This window comes from Sphingopyxis sp. (assembly GCF_035250425.1).
Classification (GTDB): domain Bacteria; phylum Pseudomonadota; class Alphaproteobacteria; order Sphingomonadales; family Sphingomonadaceae; genus Sphingopyxis.
Map to the genome: position 1 here is coordinate 1 of NZ_DATFFD010000095.1, position 19,206 is coordinate 19,206.

Genomic DNA, 19,206 nt, shown 5'->3' on the forward strand with positions numbered 1-19,206 from the left:
TGGGCGCCGCGCGCGCCGCCTTCTTCCCGTCGATCTCGCTGACCGGTAACCTTGGCTTCGCTTCGGGTTCGCTCGATAACCTGTTCAGCAACGATGGGTTCGGTTGGAGCTTCGGCCCGTCGATCAGCCTGCCGATCTTCGATTTCGGGCGGAACAAGGGCAATCTGACCGTCGCCGAGGCGCGCGAGAATATCGCGGTTGCGACCTATGAGCGCACCGTGCAGGGCGCCTTCCGCGAGGTCGCCGACGCACTCGCCGGGCGGCGTTATCTGGCGGACCAGGTCGAGGCGCAGGAACGCGGCACGCTCGCGCAGCGGCGGATCGCTGACCTCGCGCGCAAGCGGTATCGCGAAGGCGTATCGACCTATCTCGAAGTACTCGACGCCGAACGCAATTTGTTCGCCGCCGAACAGGCGCTGATCGAGCTGCGGCGGGCGCAGGTCGACAATCTGGTGACGCTCTATGTCGCGCTGGGCGGCGGATTGGTCGAGCGGCGGTAAGGCGCTGCGATGACCGAAGAAACCCCCGCCCTGCTCAAGGATATTCTGGACCCGCAAGCACTGGAGACGATTGGCGATGCGGGCGTGGCGGCGTCACCACACTTCGATCGCCCGGTCTTTTTATCCGCGGCGTTGGCCGGGCTCGATGCGCTGTCGATCATGGAGCGCGTGCGCCATATCGCCGATGCTCTCCATACGGCGCTGCCTGGTGATTATGCGGTGGCGCTCGATATCGTCCGCGCGATGGCGCCCCGGCTCACCCATGGGTTTCAGGCGATGGCGGTCACCGAATATGTCGCCCGATACGGGCTGAATGATTTCGACCGGTCGATGGAGGCGCTCGCCGACTTGACGCGCTTCGGCTCGGCGGAATTTGCGATCCGCCCGTTCCTGGCGGCGGATACGCCGCGCGCACTGGCGACGATGAGGCAGTGGGCGGGCAGCGCGGACGAGCATGTGCGCCGGCTCGCGAGCGAAGGCGCGCGGCCACGCTTGCCATGGGCAGCGCGCGTGCCCGCGCTGAAGGCCGATCCGACGCTGGCGGCGCCGATACTCGAAATGTTGAAGGCCGATCCCAGCCTTTATGTGCGCAAATCGGTCGCGAATCATCTGAACGATATCGCCAAGGACCGGCCCGAATGGCTGCTGGGCCGCCTCGCGGCGTGGCCGCAGGACGACGCACGCACCGCCTGGATCATCCGCCATGCGCTGCGCACGCTGATCAAGAAAGGCGATCCCGCCGCCCTGGCGCTGATTGGGGTCGGCCATGGCGCCGCGGTAAGCGTGCGCGATTTCAGCATCGCCCCGTCGGCGGTCCATCTTGGCGACCGGATTGCCATCAAGGCCGACCTTGCATCGGATTCATCCGAAAATCAGCGGCTGGTGGTCGATTATCGCGTTCATTATGCGCGCGCGGGCGGCAAGAGCGCCGCCAAGGTCTTCAAGCTGAAAACCTTCGAACTTGCGGCGAGGGAGACCGCGTCGCTCGGCATCAGCCAGACAATCCGCGACTTCAGTACGCGGCGACATCATCCCGGCCGGCATGAAGTCGAATTGATCGTCAATGGTCAGACGATGGCGACCGCCGCGTTCGATATTCCGGTGACGGACTGACTTCGGCCGACAATCGACCTAACGTGGAGGCACGGGTTGAGGTGGCGGCTCGGCCGTGACCTCGGGCGGCGGACGCCCTTCCTGCATCGGCAGGCGCAGGTCGATCCGGCTGCCGTTGATTTCGGTCGTGATGACCGCATCGCCGCCCTCGATGCCGATGCGCGTCCGGTCGCCGATCGGAATGTCGCCGATGTCGGGAATATCGAGCGGCTCGACGGGGCCGGTCGGGTCGACGACCCTCTTCGGTCGCGGCGCCGCTTTTTTGCCCGATGCCTCGGTCATGAAATCGCGCCAGATGCGCGCCGGCAAACCGCCGCCCGAGATGCCTTGCAGCGGTGTATTATCGTCATTGCCGATCCACACGCCGACGACGAGCCCGTTGGCGTAACCGACGAACAGCGCGTCGCGGTTGTCCTGGCTGGTGCCGGTCTTGCCGAAATTCGCCTGCGGCAGCCGCGCGGCGCGGCCGGTGCCGCGATTGACCGCGGCGCGCAGCATCTGTTCGATGTCCTCATGCTCGCTCGACCCGAAGCTCGACGGGCCCGAGATCAAATTCTCGAACCAGCCCTTTTCCTCGGCCTCGAACGCGTGCGGTTCGACCGGATAGCTGTTCGCCGCGACCGCGGCATAAGCGGCGGTGAGTTCGAGCAAGGTCATGCTCGACGTGCCCAGCGCGAGGCTGGGGTCGCCCTTCGCCATCGGCGCGGTCACCCCAAGGTCGCGCGCCATGTCGATGACCTTGTCATCGCCGACCTCGCGGAGCAGGCGGACCGCGGCGACATTGCTCGACGAGGCGAAGGCGTCTTCGAGGCTGATTTCCTTCGAATAGGCGCCGCCCGAATTTTTGGGGCGATAGGAACCGGTCTCGATCGCGCTGTTGTCGATCATGTCGTCGGGGTCCCAGCCCGCACGAAGCGCGGCGAGATAGACGAAGAGCTTGAACGTCGAACCCGGCTGGCGCCGCGCCTGTGTCGCGCGGTTGAAGGGCGACGCCGCATAATCCTTGCCGCCGATCATCGCGACGACCTCGCCGTTCGGGCGCATCGCGACGAGCGCGACCTGCGCCTTGCCCAGCCCCGCGCGCCCCGTCACGCGACGCGCGACGCCTTGCAACCGCGCGTCGAGCGTCGTCGCGATCGTCTGACGCGAATAGCCGACGTCGCTCAATTTGCGCGCCGCGGGCAGCGCCCAGTCGGCGAAATAGGTGCCCGTCGGCAGCGTGTTGCGGCTGCGCACGTCGATGCGCGGGGTACGCAGCGCCTTCCGTTCCTGCTCGGTGAGATAGCCCGTCGTGACCATCGCGTTCAGAACCAGCTTCATGCGCTTTTCGGCAAGGTCCGGGTTTTTGGTCGGCGCGAGGCGCGACGGCGCCTGCACCAACCCGGCGAGCATCGCGGCCTGCGCCGGGGTCAGTTTCTCCGGCTGGCGATAGAAATAATGCAGCGAGGCGGCGCGCAGGCCATAGGTATTGTCGCCGAAATAGGCGTTGGAAAGATAGCGTTCGAGGATCTCGTCCTTGCTGAGCCACGCCTCGAGCCAGAAGGCGATCAGCGCCTCGCGCGCCTTGCGGCCGAGTGTGCGTTTTGGCGTCAGGAAGGTGAATTTCGCGAGCTGCTGGGTGATCGTGCTGCCGCCCTGCGTGCGTCCGCCGGTGACGTTGCTCCAGACGGCGCGCGCGATGCTGCGCGGGTCGACGCCCCAATGCGTATAGAAGCGCCGGTCCTCGATCGCGAGGAAGGCGCCGGTGACGTGCTTGGGCAAATCCGCCGCCTTCACCGGCGTGTCGACGATCGCCCCGATGCGCGCGATCGGAGTGCCATCGGACGCGAGCAAGGTGATCTGCGGCGGCGCGATCGGTTCGAGCGATTTCGAAAGCGGTGCGGTGAGCGCGAGCCAGCCGACGAGCAGGATGAAAGTCACGCAGAAGATCGCGAAGCCGCGCGAGATGCGGCGCATCCATTTGCGCCCGTGTGTCTCGGGCATAATGGGCGGCGGCGCTGCAATATCGGCGAACGGGCCACCCGGCGTCGCGGCGAGAGTGGGATCGGGGCCTTCGGGTTTACGGAACCATTTCATGCGCAGCACCCGTATTACAGCCCCAACACAGCATAAGCAATTGCGTTATATGGTGCGTCCGGTCGGCCCTATTCCTCAAGAAGGACAGCGACTTGATCGGCGCGCCGGGATAAGAAAAGAAAAAGCCCAGCCCGTCCGGAGAGCGATGACATGAGCCATGCAGCCACCCGCTATTGCGACCTGGTGATGAAGGGCGGCATCACGAGCGGCATCGTCTATCCGAACGCCGTCCTGGCGCTCGCGCGCGATTTCCGATTCAAGAATATCGGCGGAACATCGGCGGGCGCGATCGCCGCGGCCGCCACTGCGGCGGCAGCCTTGGGCGACCGCAGGCATGTGGCATCAGGATCGGCGTCGCCCTGCCCCCAGACGCTCGGCTTTGCGGGGCTCGAACGCGTTGCGGCGCAATTGTCGTCGCAGGGGTTCATCTTCAGCCTGTTCCAGCCCGCGCGCGGCGGGCGCAATGCCTATCGATTGATTGTCACGCTCGCCGGAAATGCGGGGGTGCTGCACAAGACCTTGGCGGCCGCAGTGGCCGTGGTGGCGATCGCGCCGCTCGAAGCGCTGCTTCTGCTCGGCCTGTTCCTCGCGGGCGGGTACTGGCTCGCGGGTACGGCCGGCGTTGCCGCCGTGCTGTTGCCGTCGGCGATCTGCGCCTATCTCGGCGCCGCGATTGCCGCGGTGCTGCGCGTTGCGCGCGTCACGCGGCGCAACCTGCTCGGGCTTTGTTCGGGCCTGAGCGTGCGAAAGGATGGCAAGCCGGCGCTGACCGAATGGCTGCACGAGGTCCTGCAATCCTTGTCGGGCAAAGCTCCCTCCGAACCGCTGCTGTTCGACGATCTCTGGTTCGCGCCGCGCTATCCGGGTGAGCCGAACACCGAAACGGCGATCTCGCTGCAGATGATTACCACGGGCGTGTCGCATCACGAGCCGCGAACGCTGCCCTTTACCGACGCGTCTTTCTGGTTCCTGCGCGAAGAGTTCGACATGCTGTTTCCAAAACCGGTCGTCGACGCGATGGTCGCGATGGCGGGTTCGCCCGATCGGGTCGGCGGAAAAGACTATTACCGCCTGCCCGGCAAGGGCCGGATGCCGGTGCTGGTGGCGATGCGGATGAGCCTCAGCTTTCCCCTGCTGATCAGCGCGGTGCCGCTCCACGAGCCCGTCGGGAGGCGAACGCTCCGCGGCGAGACCGAGGGAGACGCAGTCGACGACGGCGAGGACGCCAAGGAGACGACGCTGAGCCAGAGCACCGACAGCCTGGCCACCGGCGGCGAGGCGCCGCTCTCCTTGATCGAGGGTTTCCGCATCTGCTGGTTTTCCGATGGCGGCGTTTCGAGCAATTTCCCGCTCCACCTGTTCGACGCGCCGCTGCCGCGCTGGCCGACCTTCGCCATCAACCTTGTCTATCCGCAAGGCAGTGATGATCCGCAGGTCGAGAATCCCGAACCCCGGAATCCGCGCGACCAGGCAGAGGCCGCGGTGTGGCTGCCGCTGCACAACAATCGCGGCTGGCAGCGCAGCTATAGCTCGATCGCCAGGCCGCTCGCGCTGGCCGAGGTGTCCGGCTTCGTGTTCGGCATCATCAGCACGATGCAGAACTGGCGCGACCTGTTGCAGTCGCGCGCGCCGGGGCAGCGCGACCGGATCGTCCACGTCGCGCTCGACAAGGTCGAGGGCGGCATGAACCTCGACATGTCGCAGGACATATTGGACAGCATTTCGTTGAAAGGCACGGTCGCCGGCGAGCGATTGTACCAATTCTCCTTCGACAATCATTATTGGGTGCGGTGGCGGAACGTCGCCTCGGGCCTCCAGCGCTACACGATCCGGATCGCCGCCAGCGCGAAAGTCGTTCCGCCGATCCCCGCCTATGAGGCGGCCTTTGCGACAGTGCGCACGGGGACGCCGCCGCCGGTTTCGTATAAATTCCGATCGGCCGAGGCGCAAACCGCCGCGCAGAGCCTGTTCAGCGAACTCGTGTTGCGCGGCGAGGATTGGGACGACCTCGGCCCCGACCTCAGCGACGGGACGCCGCGGCCGCTGCCGCAGATGCAGATCACGCCGATCTATTAGTTCGCGGGGTCGTCGCGGTCCTGCTGCTGCGCCGCCTGATCGTCCTTCTTGATGAAGCTCATCTTGCCCTGCGGCTCGAGGATCGCCCACGCGACATCGGCCATCCGCCCGATCCCGGCGAGCCGCATTTCGGATAATATCTCGTCGCGCGTCAGCCGGTCGCGCCGCAGATTTTCGATGACGATTTCGCCGTCGCGCACTATCACGCGCGGCGCGCCTTCGAGCAGGTCCTTCGCACGCGGGAACAGATAGGCGGTCCAGCTGAGCACCAGCGCCCAGAAGGCGAAGGTACAGATGGCGAGCGTCGCGCCGGTGAGGCTGAAGTCGTTGTGCGTCACGCCCTGCTGAATCAGGTCGCCGAGCACGACGAGCACGACGAATTCGAACGGCGTCATCTGGCCGAGCTCGCGCTTGCCGAGCAGCCGGATCAGCAGGAAGAGGATGAAGAACATCACTGTGGCGCGAAGGACGATATCCATCAGGGCAGCACCTTGATCGAAAGCGGCATCGTGCCGATGCGCCGCTTGCCGTCGAAGACCGCGATCTCGCCGGTGGTTCCCGCGAAGAGCGGCGGGTTGATCTGGCCATCGATCTTGATGTGGAGGCTGTCGCCGGCGTCCAGCGGGCCGTAGGAAAAATGAAAACGGCCGTCCTCGAAGCTCTCCTCGGCGGGGGCCGGGATCATCGTGTTGACGGTCATGTCTTGCCAGAGCGCGGGAGACACCGCCACGACCGCATCGTCGAGCGGGACGTCGGCGGTCAACGTGATGTCGGTTTCAAAGAACTCGCCGTTGCGGATGATCGTCGGCGTCTTCACCGTCAGGCGCGCAGCGCTCCAATCGGCCGTACGCGGCGGGCTGGGCTGCCCGCCGGCAAAGCCGAGGCCCGCCGCCAGCAACAGGCCGCCGAGGATGAGGACCGAGATCGGGCTGGCGTGCCGGTCCCACAGGCGTTGGTGCGTTGGCTTGGCGTCGAGTCCTTCCAGCGCCTGCATCCGATCCTCCGGCCTGATCGCTAACGTCCTGCGGCCGCAATAGCCGAGGACGCCCGCCTCCATCAGAAACGGGCGCCTATTGGACGCTTGGCGCGGCGGTTCGTTCCGCGAAGCGCTCGATCAGGTTGCGATATCGATCATCCGCGACATGGTGGCGCAGGCGCGCGGCGACATCGCTGAATCAAGCAGTTTCCGGGCTGATCGCGATCATTCTTGAGCAAATCGTCATCCTGGCGAAGCGGAATTCCTCTATCGGCCCTGCGCCGCCAGAACCCGCAGGATATTGCCGCTCCACATCTTTTCGATGTCGGCGTCGGAATAACCCGCGGCCTTCAGCCGCTCGGTGACCTTGGGCAGCGCTGAAATATCCTCGATGCCCGGCAGGCCGCCGCCGCCGTCCCAGTCGGCGCCGAAGCAGATATGATCGACGCCGCCAACCTCGATCGCGCGCAGCACCATCTTCATATAGGCGTCGAAATCGGCCGCCCAGAGCTTCTCGGCCTTGTCGAGTTCGCGCCACTGGCGGTTGAGGTCGGCCTGCCCGGCGGGCGACAGCGATCCGATCCGCTCATATTTTCCGAACAGTTCGGCGCGCGCGGGCGACATGTTCATTTCCGACATGAAGATCGTCGAGATGCACATCGCGCCGCCCTTCGCCGCGAGCGCCTTCAATCGTCCCTCGTCGAGATTGCGCGGGTGGTCGTAGGCCGAGCGCAGGCTCGAGTGCGAGAGCAGGATCGGATATTTGGACAGCGCCAATATCTGGTCGAACGCGGCATCGGATGAATGGCTCGCGTCGATGACGATGCCGAGGCGGTTCATCTCCGCCACCCATTTTTCGCCGAGCGGGCTCAGCCCCTTCCAGCGCCCCTCGCCCGTCGCGCTGTCGGCGAACTGATTGTCCTTCGAATGCACCGGCCCTGCGAGACGCAGACCCTTGTTGTAGAATAGCTGGAGCAGCGACAGATCCTCGCCGAGCGGATAGCTGTTCTCCATCGACTTGAAGGCGATCAGCTTGCCTTCCTTGTTCAGTCGCAGCGCGTCGGCCGCGGTCAGCGCGGGTGCGATCGTGCCCGAATTCGCCGCGATGGTCTTGTCGATCAGGTCCGAGCGTTTGCGCGCGAAGGCGAGCGCATCGGCATAGCCCTTCGGCGTCAGTGGCCCCTGCTCGGTATAGATAGCGAAGAAGCCGCCATCGAGATTGCCATCCTTCATCCGCGGAATGTCGAGCTGCGCCATGTCGTCGGCTTGGCCGTGGCGGTCGGCGAAGCTCCAGCCCGCACGCTCGAAATGGAGCGGTGTGTCGAGGTGCGTGTCGAGCACGAGCATCCGGCTGTGCAGCGGCGCTTCAGGCGCCGCCTTCGGTTTGTCGCCGCCCGGCGAACAGGCGGTGAGCACGGTTGCGGTCAGCAGGATTGCGAAACGCTTCACTTCTTGTCCTCCACGGGTTTCAGCTCGAGATCGTGATAGTCCCAGCTGAAGTCAGCGATCTGGCTTACCGCCTTCATCGTCACGCCGGTTATCTTGCCATCGGCGTCGAGCGCGAAGGTCACGTAAGCGGGTTCGATCGCGCGATCGTCGAAGTCGGTAACGAAGCTGTCATACTGCCAATGTTTGAGCCGCCCCGCCATCCGCGGCGTCGAAGTGAAATCGATCGTGAGACCCTTCGCACTCGAACCGACGACGATGTCGCCATACCAGGGGTCGCGGTAACGTCCGGCGTAGCCCGCGAGCGCAAGCGACGGCCCCGACTTGACCGGCGAGGCCTGCGCCTGTTTGAGATATTCGACCCCGCCCGCAAGGCGCTCCTGATACCAATCCTCCCATTTCGCGATCCAGCCATAATCGGGCTGATCGAGATAATGATCGAGCAGGTCATAGGTCAGGCCGAGCATCATCCCGCTGTCCTCGCTGTTCATCATGATCGCGAAGCCGATATTCTTGTCGGGGACCATCACGACGCGCGTGATCGATCCGAACACCCCGCCGCTGTGCTGGACGATGCGGTGGCCGCGATAATCCTGCACCTGCCAACCCAACGCATAAGCTTGCTGGGTCGGCTGCGCGGGTTTGAGTGCATCGGGCAGCTGGGTGATCGGCATCGGGGTGACCGGCGCCCACATTTCGGCCGCCTGCGCCTCGCTGAACAGGCGTTTGCCGTCGGGAAGCGCACCGTGCGCGAGCTGGATTTTGAGCCATGCCGCCATGTCCTCAGCGCTCAATGCAAGCCCGCCCGCCGGGGCGCCGTTGCGGCCGAGTTCGTCGCGCTCGTTCAGCGCCTCCTGCGGCCCGAGACCACGGAGCGCGCCCGAAAGGCGCGCGTGCGGCCAGCTGCGGTTCGCGATGCGGAAACGATCCTCGCTGTCGCTCGTCGCATTCTTCATGCCCCCGGCGCGCAGCACCCGGTCGCGCATGAAGACTTCCCACGTCTGTCCGGTGACCTCTTCGATCAGCTGGCCGGCAACCGCATAGAGGATATTGTCATAGGCGTAGGCCGAGCGGAAACTCGTTACGGGTTTGAGATAGGCGACGCGCTCGACCGTCTGCTTGCGTGTCAGGTGCGTGCGCGGAACGAACATCAGGTCGCCCTGCCCCAGCCCGAGCCCGCTGCGGTGGACGAGCAGGTCGCGGATCGTGATCTCGCGCGTCACCCAAGCATCGTACATGCGGAACCACGGCATATGCTTGATGATGGGGTCGTCCCACGCGATCTTGCCCTCGTCGACGAGGATCGCGAGCGCCGCGGCGGTCATCGCCTTGCCGGTCGAACCGGTCTGGAAGATCGTCTGCGCGTCGACTGGCGCGCGCTCGCCAAGCTTGCGTACGCCCCAGCCGCGCGAGAGCGTCGTCTTGCCATCCTCGACGATCGCGATCGACACGCCCGCCGCGCCGACATTCTTGCGCAGCGCCTCGACGCTCTCACCGATATCGGCGGGCGGTTCGGCGCATGCGGGCACGGCGACCGACAGCATCAGCGACAGGGCAAGCAGGCGTTTCATGGCAAAGCCTCCATTTGGGGAGCGGTGGACGGGCGCAGCAGGCGCCACGTCCCGATGGTGAGGAGCGGCAGAACGAAAACGGCAAGGAACAGCCAGGCGAGGAAGCGGTATCCGCTGGCGATCAGGTCGACGAGGCCGATCTCGCCCGCGACGAACATGCAGCCGGTGAGGATCACCGCGCCGATCACAGCGCGCGCGCCGGGGGTGAGCGGCTTCCGCCCGCGGCTCTCGATCGCGCCCGAGATACGCTCGTTGATCGCATGAACCGAGCCCGCCCCGCTTTCGAGCAGCGCGGCGAAGATCATCACCTGGAACAGGACATGGAAACCCGGCACCGTCATCTGGCGAAGCAGGAAGTCCGACGGCAGCGTCTCGTCGCCGATCGCGGGATAGAAGGCTATCATCGCGACGAAGAACAGGATCGCAGGCAGCATCGACAATGGCCCCGCGATCAGCCCGGCGACGATGGCATCGCGTTGATGCCTGAGGTGGCGCAGCACGGGCAGGATCACTACCGCGCCAACGATATTATAGCTCGCGTAAGTGAGTCCGCCCGCCATCCAGTTGCCCGACGGCGGCGGCGCGTTCGCGAACCCCTGCCCGATTAGCCCGCCGAAGCTGGCGAGCGCGAGGATCAGGAACAGCCCATAGACCGCGTAGAGCAGGATCGAGACATATTTGAACATCTGCTCGACCGCGCCGGTCCCCCACGCGGTGACCGCGACGATCGATACCGCGAGCAGCACCGATCCCGAAACTTCGGGCCAGCCGAAGGTCGCGGCGCCGATCGCGCCCGCCGCCGCGCCGAATACCGCGAGGATCAGGACGACGAAGATGATATAGGCGGCCTCGAACGCGACCCAGGCAGGGCCAAGAAGCCCTTTGAAAAAGCTGCGATAATCATAGGCACCGAGTTTGAGCGCGAGCGCAAAGGTCAACGCCGCGACGACGCTCCAGATCAGCGTCGCGAGCAGCATGGCGGCGAGCCCGCCCCACGGCCCCGACGGCACGAAATATTCGGCGAGTTCGCGGCCCGTCGCATAGCCGCCGCCGATGATGACGGCCTTCAACGCAAATCCGGGCAGCAGGTAGCGCTGGAACCAGCTCGACCCGCCGCCCGTCTCGCCCACACTCACGCGAGAATATTTTCGACGAGCGCGTCGAAGCTTGCGCCGCCGCGGATCGGATCGGTGACTGGAAGTCCCAGCCGCTGACGCTCGGCCACCATCAGAGCTTCGGCGCCGACGGCGTCATAGGCCGAAGTGTTTAGGCTCACCCCGCCGCAGCGGATCGCCGGATTGGTGCGGCTGCCGAGCCGGATGGTGAGATCGATCACCTCCTCGATCGAAGGCAAAGCAAAGCTTTCCATGCCGAGGATCAGCTTGCGCGCCGGGTCGTGGCAGACGACGAACACGTCGGGCTGGCTGCCATGAAGCAGGCCCAGCGATACCGCGGCATAAGCGGGATTGAAGATCGACCCCTGCCCCTCGATCACGTCCCAGTGTATGTCCGGCGCGTCGGGGCTCAGCATCTCCGCCGCCCCCGCCTCGAAATCCGAAATCACCGCGTCCATCGGCATGCCGCCGCCGGCGATCATGATGCCCGTCTGGCCCGTCGCGCGAAAATCGGCATCGAGGCCACGCTCGACGAAAGCCCGGTGCAGCGCGAGCGCGGTATATTTCTTGCCGAGGGCGCAGTCGGTGCCGACGGTCAGCAGCCGTTTGCCGCTGCGCTTGCGGCCATTGCCGATCGGGATCGACGGCGGCGGGGTGCGCACGTCGATCAGTCGCTGTCCGGTACGCTTCGCCGCCTCGGCCAGCACGGGAAGGCTCGCCAGCCGGACGTGCAGACCGCTGACGATGTCGAGCCCGGCCTCCATCGCCTCGACCAGCGCGGCGACCCAGCTGCCCGCGATCACTCCGCCCTGGTTGGCGACCCCGATCACCAGCGACCGCGCGCCCGCCGCGCGCGCTTCGGCGGGCGACAGGCGCGGCAGGCCGGTGGTTACGGTGCAGCCAGTGATCGCGAGCTCGCCGACGCAGCGGTCGGCGGCCCAATCCGCCAAACCGAAAGCGGTCTTGGCATAGCCCGCCTCGGTCGTGTCGCCGAGGAACAGCAGATAGGGCTGCGGCAGGGTCATGCTGTCGGCCAGACTGCCGATAGGCGCGTTCATCTTGTCCAACTCCAATTCGCTCAGAAGGCCATGTCGAGAGCAACACCGATCGTTCGCGGCTGCAGCGGCGAGATCGCGAGGAAGCTCGGGCGGTTGAGCCCGTCGGCGAGCGTCGAGCGCGCCATCTCACCCTTGTTGTCGAACAGATTGCGCGCATAGGCGCGCACCGTCCAGTGATCGCCGAGGGTTACCGAGGCGTTGAGATCGACCGACGTATAGGCTTTGGCACGCGCGACGAGCGGATCGCTCTCGACCAGCGACAGGCGGTTGCCCGCGTGGCGAATGCCGGCCCCGAAGCTGCCCTTGTTGCCGCCGCCGAGTTCGAATTCATAATCGGCGCGCAGCGCACCGCTGAATTTCGGCACCGCGGGCAGGCGGTCACCCTTGACGCCGCTGATGTCGGGGACATCCTCGCTCAGCGTCGCGTCGGTGTAGCTGCCAGTCGCGCTGATCGTCAGGCCCGGCGCCGGACGCAGCGCAAGGCTGCCTTCGAAACCCTTGCTCGTCGCCTTGCCGCCATTCGCGCCGCCCGACACGCCGCCGAACGCGCGCGTGACCTGGATATCGGTCCAGTCCATCCAGAAGAAGGCGGCGTCGACGGTGACCATCCGGCCCGCAAAATCGGCCTTCAGCCCGACTTCATAATTGGTCATGCGGTCGGCATCGACGCTCGGCGGCACATTGGGGACAATCACGTTCGGGCCGCCAGGACGATAGCCCGTCGCAACGCGGGCATAGAGCATCGCATCCTCATTGATGTGGAACTGCGGGCTGACCGAGAAGGTCCAGACGCTCTCGGCGGACTCGCCCGGATCATTGGCGGTCGGAACGATCGCGCCCGAACTGATCTGTGTGAAGGTCTGTTCGTTGCGCGCCCAGCGGAGGCCGCCAGTCACCTCGAACTGCTCGCTCAATTTGAAGGTCGCGTTGGCGAAGACCGCATATTCCTTGTACGTCGCAGGCAGGCCGACGATCGCCAGCGGATCGAGCGGCGCGATCGGGTTTCCGGCCATGTCGAACGAGCGGACGAGCTGCGCATTGCTCGTCTCCTCGTCGGTGTAGAAGCCGCCGATCAGCCATTCGAAGCGCCCGCCGCTCGGCGAAGCAAGCCGCACTTCCTGCGTCCATTTCTTGAGCCCGAGATCGAGATAGAAGGGCGTGATGCCCGGTGGAATCGCGCCGCCCGTCAGCAGCGGAAAGAGCACGCCGAACGCATAGCTCGCGTCCTGCACCTGCGCGCTCTGCGTCTTGCTGTACGTCGTCGCCGAGGTCAGCGTCGCGGCGCCGAAATCATAATCGATCGTCGCCGAATAATAGTCGAGATCGATGTCATAGTTTTCGGGCACATAATTATTGTACGAATGGCCGTTACCGAGCCGCTTGCCCGTAAGATCGGCGGCGTAAATGCCGTTGCCGTCGGAATCGAGCGACTGCCAGATGCCGGCGAGCTTCACGCTGAGTTCGGGGGTCGGCTGCCACAGCAGCGCGGCACGGCCGCCGCGCTGTTCATAATCATTCTGGTCGGTGAGCCCGGCATTGTTGACGCTGTCGACCCAGCCGGGCGTCTTGCGCCACGCGAAGCTGCCCGAAATCGCGAGTGTATCGGTCGCGATCGGCGCGTTGACATATACCTGCCCGCCCCAGCCGAGACCGCTGGCATCCTTGATCGCGAAGCCTTCGACGCCCGCGCGAACCTTGAACTCGCGCGTATCGGGCTGGACGGTCACATATTTGACGAGGCCGCCGATCGAGCTCGCGCCATAAAGCGTGCCCTGCGGCCCTTTGAGCACTTCGATCCGTTCGAGATCATAGGGCATCAGGTCGATCGTGAACTGCCCGGCGCGATTGTAGATCGCGCTCGACCCCACCGGCGCATCGTCGAGATAGATGCCGACGGTCTGGGCGGCGTTGAGCGGTGCGACCCCGCGCAGCGTGATCGTCGTCTGCCCCGGCGTGCCGCCATTGCTGACATTCATGCCGGGAACATAGCCCGCATAGTCGACGAGCGAGGCCGAGCCTTGTTCCTGCAGATCCTCGCCGCTGACGACGGCGATCGAAATTGGCACATCCTGCACATTCTGCGTGCGCTTCTGCGCGGTCACGACGATCTCGCCCGACGCCTCGACGGCGGCGGCTTCCTGCGCCTGTGCCGGCATCGCCGCCATCAACGCGACCATGCTTCCTGCAATAAAGAGTCCCTGTTTCATTGTCTTACCCCCAGACTTGGGCGAGCAGGCGGCGGAAATTGCCACCGAGCACGGCCCGGATATTTTCGTTCGAATAATTGCGGCGGATCAGTTCCTCGGTGAGATCGAAGGTCTTGAGCGGATGGTCGAAACCGTCGATGTCGATCTTGTCGCGAAAGGCGTAGCTGCCCTTGTAACTGCCCTTGAGCGCGGCATATTCGTCCGGCTTCATGTCGTCATAGCCGTTGAGGTCGGCGTCCGAGCCGATTCCGACATGATCAATCCCGACGAGCTTGACGACATGGTCGATATGGTCGGCCATATGCCCGACGTTGGTCGGATCGGTCGTGCGCACGAACATGCGCACCCCGGTGATGCCCATCACCCCGCCCTTCGCCGCGAGCGCCTTGATCGCCGCGTCGGTCTTGACGCGCGGATGGTCGACCAGCGCGCAGGCGTTGCTGTGGGTGATCGCGATCGGCCCCTTGGCGATTTCGATGGCGTCCAATGTTGTCTTGTCACCGCAGTGCGACACATCGACGAGCATGCGCTGCTTTTCCATCTCGGCGATGATCGCCGCGCCATAGTCGCTGATGCCGCCATCGACGCGTTCGGTGCTGCCCGATCCGATCAGATTTTGCGTGTTATAGGTGAGCTGCGCGCAACGCAGGCCCAACCGCCGGAACAGTGCGACATCCTCAATCTTTTCAAAATGCTCGGCATTCTGGATGCCCATGATCACCGCGCATTTCTTCTCCGCCTTGGCGCGGTCGAGATCGGCCACGGTATCGACGAGCGTGAAGACATGGCTGTTGCGTCCCGCGAAGCCCTGCCAGCCGGCGAGGAATTCGAGCGCCTGCGCCTTCGCGCCGGGGCCACCGAGGCCGTAGGCGTTGTGAAAGCCAGTGATGCCGCTCGCCTTGAACTCGGCGGCTTCGGAGTCGGTCAGCCCGTGCGCGACATAATTCGCGTCGAGCGTGATCTTGAGCGGTGCGAGCATGTCGATGACGAGCGACGAGGCGACGAGATCGGCCGCCCGGCGCGAATAGGTGCGCGCGGGCGCCGCGGCAAAGGCGAAAGCGCCGCGATTGATCATCGGCGCGGACAAAGCGACCCCGACCGCGCCCGCGAGTGCCGCGCGGCGCGTCATTGGAAATGACCCCGTCATTCCAACCTCCCTTTTATAGTTTCAGTTGCAGACTATTGTCCTAATCAGAAAATTGTCAACCCATTTAGGACATCATATTGTCATTTTCATTCGTCATCCGGCATGGGCTTGGATGACTGGGGCTACGACGGAGGGCGGACGGCCGAACGGCTAGCCGCCCCATATCTCGGCCGGGCAGTGGATCATCCCGCCGCGATAATCGACGCCCGGCATGCGATCGCGCGCAAGGAAGGTCGGTCCGTCGAGATCGACGATGTCGCAAAGCTGGCCGACGAGATAGGATGGCGCCATCGACAGGCTGGTGCCCATCATATTGCCGACCATGACGTCGAGCCCCAGCGTCTTCGCCTGTCGCGCGATCGCCAGCCCCTCAGTCAGCCCGCCGCATTTATCGAGCTTGATATTCACTACGTCGAACCGTCCGACGAGCGAGGCGGTGTCGGCGAGCGACAGCGCGCTTTCGTCGGCGACGAAAGGCAAAGGGCGCTTGAGCCCGTCAAGATCGGCCTCGCGCCCGCGCTTTAGCGGCTGTTCGAGCTGCGCGACGCGCGTCGACACCAGCACGGGCAGCAGTTCGGCGAGCGTCGCGATGTCGTAGCCCTGGTTGGCGTCGACGCCGATCCACGCGTGCGGCCGCGCGGTGCGGATCGCGACGATGCGCGCGATATCGTCGGCAAGGTCGCCGGTGAGCTTGACCTTGACGGGCGCCTCGGGATCGATCGCGAGCGCGGCTTTCGCCATCGTTTCGGCGCGGTCGGCCCCAAGCGTCAGTGTCGAGCGCAGCGCCTTGGGCGAGCTCAGCCCGGCGAGTTCCCAGACCGGAATTCCGGCCTGTTTCGCTTCCAGTTCCCAATAGGCACAGTCGAGCGCATTGCGCGCGCCGCCCGGAGGGAGGAGCTGTTGCAGATCCGCACGCGTTGCGCCGCCTGCGATCGCACCGCGAACACGCGTCGCCTCGGCCAGCATATGCTCGATATCGTCGCCAAGATAATAGACCCCGGCGCCTTCGCCGCGTCCGACATGCGTCCCGTCCGAAAGCTCGGCGACGAGCAGCGCGGTCTCGGTGAAGACATGCCCCGAAATGCGGAACGGCTGGTGGTAGGGAAAACGCTCGACCCGAAGGTCGAGCGTCAGTTCCCGCGTGCTTTGCGTCGCCATCAATAGACCATCCCGAAGCCGTAGAGATGAAAGGCGAGCGTTACCCAGACGAGCACCATCGCGGCGAAGATCAGCAGCACCGCGCCGAGCTTCATCGTCCAGCGGCGCTTGTCCTTGATGCCGAGCCACAGATGCCAGCCCGCCGTGATGAGCAGGCCGAAGGCGGCGAGCGGCGTCACGATGCGCAACAGGTGGATCAGCCAGTCGAGCGGGCCGCCGAGGGTGCCGATATCGGCCGAGAAGGCCGCGACCAGCCCGATCCAGCCGGCGAGCGCGCCGATCGCGAGCCAGGCGAAGATGCGCGACAGGCGATACGCCCGGCGCGCCTTGCCCTCGAGCGCAAAGTCCGCCTTGAAGCTCCGCCGTACCAGCGCCCGCACCGGCCACGCCAGCGCGGCGAGCAGGATGATGCCGAATGCGAAGATCAGCGCCGGGTTGAGCCATGCGGCGTTGACGCCGGCGGGGGCTGGTTCGAACACCATGAAGGGCGAACCGGCGTCGATGCTCCAGCGCATGACGCGGCCGTCCTTGACCTCGGCGGCAAGGCGTTCGCCGGTGCCGGTGTCGCGCCAGACGAACGGCTCGACCTCGACCCAGTCGCGCGCGCCGGCACCAAGGCCGTCGAGCGCGGGCAAGGTGATCTTGCCATCCTCGGTCAGCGAAATCGTCGCTTGCCCGAGCAACCCGAACAGGCTCGCGAAATTGGTGAAGCTGCCGCGGCTGCTGACATAATTGCCGACCATCATTTGCGCGTGTGCCACGGCGGTCTTGGCATCGACGGTTCTGGGCTTTTCGGTGCCGGGCAAATAGCGGTCGGCGAAGTTGTAGAACAAAGCGCTGCGCACCGCGCCCGCGTCGCCCGCTTTGCCGCCGCTGTTCATCGAGATGTAGAGGCCGATGTCGGCATCGGGGAACAGCCACAAATAGCTGTGGAACCAGACGGTATCGCCGCCATGCGCGATCGCGCGGCGGCCGTTGACCCATTGTTCGTAGAAACCGAGCGCCATGCTGTTGAGCGGCCCGACGCCGGGCGCCTTGAAATCATGCATCATCCTGGCGGTTTCGGGCTTCATCAGCCCCGCGCCGTCATTGAGGTGCGCGATCATGAACTTGCCCATGTCGGCGCCGCTCGCCGACAGGCTGCCCGCGGGGGCCGGGACGACGATTTCGAACGGCTCGGGCTTTTGGGTGATGTCGGGATAGCCCTTCGACATATGCGGCGCGAGGCGCGCCGGCAGCGGCTGACGGAACGTCGAATGCGTCATGCCGAGCGGCGTGAAGATATGATTTTCGATATAATTGTCGAACGGCTCGCCGCTGACCCGTTCGACGATATAGCCCGCGAGCGCGGTCGCATAATTGGAATAGGCGGGGGTCGTCCCGGGCGCGAACACCCGGCCGGGAAGCGCCAGCGGCATCTGCTGTTTCAGCGCCATCACTGCCCCCGGATCGCTGCTGATCAGATGGCGGATCGATTCCTCGAAACCCGCGGTGTGCGTCATGATGTTGCGCATCGTGATCGGCTTGCCCTCATAGGGCGGAATCTTGAAATCGAGATAGGCGTTGACGTCCTTGTCGAGATCGATCTTGCCCGCCTCGACCTGCTGCATCACCGCAGTCCAGGTGAAGAGCTTCGACACCGATCCCGGCCGGAACAGCGTGGTTTCGGGCAGCACGGGCGCGCGCTTGGCGACGTCGGCGAAGCCATAGCCCTTTTGCAGCACGACCTCACCGTCCTTGACGATGACGACGACAGCGCCCGGAATGCGCGCGCGTTCGAGCGCATAGGGCAGATAGCCGTCCATCCACGCTTCGAGATCCTTGGCGTCGAGCGCGACGGGCGCCGCCGCAGTTTTCGCGGGCGGAACCGCCGCAGCCTCGGCCTTCTTCGCGGCCGGCGCCGGCACCGGCCCCTGCGCCGCCAACGGCAGCGCGGCGAGTGCCGCCAGCCCGATCATCGCCTTACGGATCAATCGCATCGCTTTCCCCTTTTCTTTATCGCGGCCTGTCACACCTTGCAGCAAGCCGCGCGACCCCTTACCAAGGGACCAACATCTATTGGCCCGATAGGGACATAATGATCCTGATTGGAAAATTGTCAAATATGGAATGGAAAAATTAATGGCGGATCGCTCAACGCCGCCGACGCTCGGCACGGTGATGAAGGGCATTCGCTCGCGAAACGGCTGGACGCTCAAGGAAATGAGCGCGAAATCGGGCATCCCGGTGTCGACATTGTCGAAGGTCGAGCACGACCGGCTGACGCTCAGCTATGACAAATTGCAGCAGCTTAGCCAGCGGTTGAGCATCCGCATGTCGGACCTGTTCGCCGAGGATGACGGGGATAGTGCACCCCGCGTAACCGGACGCCGCAGCATCGGCACGATCGACCAGGCGGTGCGCGTCACCACCGACAATTACGACTATCACTATCTGTGCACCGACCTGCGGCAAAAGCGGATGATCCCGATCATCACGCGAATCCGCGCGCACAGCGCGCGCGAATTCGGCGACCTCGTCCGGCATCAGGGCGAGGAGTTCATCTTCGTCCTCGAAGGCGAGGTCGAAATTCACACCGAATTTTACGATCCGGTCGCGCTCAAGACCGGCCAAGGCATCTACCTCGATTCGTCGATGGGCCACGCCTATGTCGTCGCCGAGGGTTTCGAGGAGGCGCTGGTACTCGGCGTCTGTTCGAGCGCCGACGACGGGCTGATGGACAGCCTGATGAGCCTGCACGGCTAAAACACCTTATCCGCGGAG

15 protein-coding genes are annotated in these 19,206 nt (G+C 64.9%); 4 read left to right on the top strand and 11 right to left on the bottom strand.

Going from position 1 to position 19,206, the window contains the following annotated elements:
- Together VJ811_RS05545 and VJ811_RS05550 are read left to right on the top strand one after the other, a co-directional pair.
- Nucleotides 1-500, top strand: a 500-nt coding sequence (locus tag VJ811_RS05545; protein ID WP_324071272.1) for a TolC family protein, incomplete at its 5' end; no start/stop codon positions are given.
- 9 nt (nt 501-509) lie between these two features.
- Nucleotides 510-1,613: a DNA alkylation repair protein gene (locus tag VJ811_RS05550; protein ID WP_324071273.1), complete on the top strand. Its 1,104-nt coding sequence runs from the start codon at nt 510-512 to the stop codon at nt 1,611-1,613.
- Nucleotides 1,614-1,631: 18 nt separating this feature from the next.
- Here VJ811_RS05550 and VJ811_RS05555 read toward each other — a convergent pair whose 3' ends face one another.
- Nucleotides 1,632-3,689, bottom strand: coding sequence for a transglycosylase domain-containing protein (locus VJ811_RS05555; RefSeq protein ID WP_324071274.1), 2,058 nt, complete (start codon nt 3,687-3,689; stop codon nt 1,632-1,634).
- 150 nt (nt 3,690-3,839) lie between these two features.
- Here VJ811_RS05555 and VJ811_RS05560 point away from each other — a divergent pair, with 150 nt between their 5' ends.
- Nucleotides 3,840-5,765: a hypothetical protein gene (locus tag VJ811_RS05560; RefSeq protein WP_324071275.1), complete on the top strand. Its 1,926-nt coding sequence runs from the start codon at nt 3,840-3,842 to the stop codon at nt 5,763-5,765.
- Here the strand turns inward: VJ811_RS05560 and VJ811_RS05565 are convergent.
- The 10 genes from VJ811_RS05565 to VJ811_RS05610 all read right to left on the bottom strand — a co-directional run bounded on the left by VJ811_RS05565 (nt 5,762) and on the right by VJ811_RS05610 (nt 18,422).
- Nucleotides 5,762-6,244: a DUF421 domain-containing protein gene (locus VJ811_RS05565; protein WP_324071276.1), complete on the bottom strand. Its 483-nt coding sequence runs from the start codon at nt 6,242-6,244 to the stop codon at nt 5,762-5,764. The two genes, VJ811_RS05560 and VJ811_RS05565, sit on opposite strands and share 4 nt — an antisense overlap.
- Nucleotides 6,244-6,759: a hypothetical protein gene (locus VJ811_RS05570; RefSeq protein WP_324071277.1), complete on the bottom strand. Its 516-nt coding sequence runs from the start codon at nt 6,757-6,759 to the stop codon at nt 6,244-6,246. Before VJ811_RS05570 ends, VJ811_RS05565 begins: the two co-directional genes overlap by 1 nt.
- A 249-nt stretch (nt 6,760-7,008) precedes the next feature.
- Nucleotides 7,009-8,190: a dipeptidase gene (locus VJ811_RS05575; RefSeq protein ID WP_324071278.1), complete on the bottom strand. Its 1,182-nt coding sequence runs from the start codon at nt 8,188-8,190 to the stop codon at nt 7,009-7,011.
- A complete protein-coding gene (locus VJ811_RS05580) occupies nt 8,187-9,758 on the bottom strand; it encodes a serine hydrolase (RefSeq protein WP_324071279.1) in 1,572 nt (523 codons plus the stop codon). Before VJ811_RS05580 ends, VJ811_RS05575 begins: the two co-directional genes overlap by 4 nt.
- A complete protein-coding gene (locus tag VJ811_RS05585; RefSeq protein ID WP_414711916.1) occupies nt 9,755-10,888 on the bottom strand; it encodes a hypothetical protein in 1,134 nt (377 codons plus the stop codon). The genes VJ811_RS05580 and VJ811_RS05585 overlap by 4 nt, the downstream gene beginning before the upstream one ends.
- A gap of 2 nt (nt 10,889-10,890) precedes the next feature.
- The gene (locus VJ811_RS05590; RefSeq protein WP_324071281.1) at nt 10,891-11,931 is read right to left on the bottom strand and encodes a DUF1611 domain-containing protein; all 1,041 of its coding nucleotides are present in this window, start codon (nt 11,929-11,931) and stop codon (nt 10,891-10,893) included.
- 20 nt (nt 11,932-11,951) lie between these two features.
- Nucleotides 11,952-14,108, bottom strand: a complete 2,157-nt coding sequence (locus VJ811_RS05595) for a TonB-dependent receptor (protein WP_324071282.1) — start codon at nt 14,106-14,108, stop codon at nt 11,952-11,954.
- A gap of 34 nt (nt 14,109-14,142) precedes the next feature.
- Nucleotides 14,143-15,285, bottom strand: a complete 1,143-nt coding sequence (locus VJ811_RS05600) for a dipeptidase (protein WP_324071283.1) — start codon at nt 15,283-15,285, stop codon at nt 14,143-14,145.
- A gap of 150 nt (nt 15,286-15,435) precedes the next feature.
- Complete coding sequence (locus VJ811_RS05605; protein ID WP_324071284.1) at nt 15,436-16,443, bottom strand: dipeptide epimerase; 1,008 nt, start codon at nt 16,441-16,443, stop codon at nt 15,436-15,438.
- The gene (locus tag VJ811_RS05610; protein ID WP_324071285.1) at nt 16,443-18,422 is read right to left on the bottom strand and encodes a serine hydrolase; all 1,980 of its coding nucleotides are present in this window, start codon (nt 18,420-18,422) and stop codon (nt 16,443-16,445) included. Before VJ811_RS05610 ends, VJ811_RS05605 begins: the two co-directional genes overlap by 1 nt.
- 142 nt (nt 18,423-18,564) lie before the next feature.
- Between VJ811_RS05610 and VJ811_RS05615 the strand changes: the two genes are divergently transcribed.
- Entirely contained in the window at nt 18,565-19,188 is a 624-nt protein-coding gene (locus tag VJ811_RS05615) for an XRE family transcriptional regulator (protein ID WP_324071286.1), read from the top strand.
- Nucleotides 19,189-19,206: the final 18 nt, after the last annotated feature.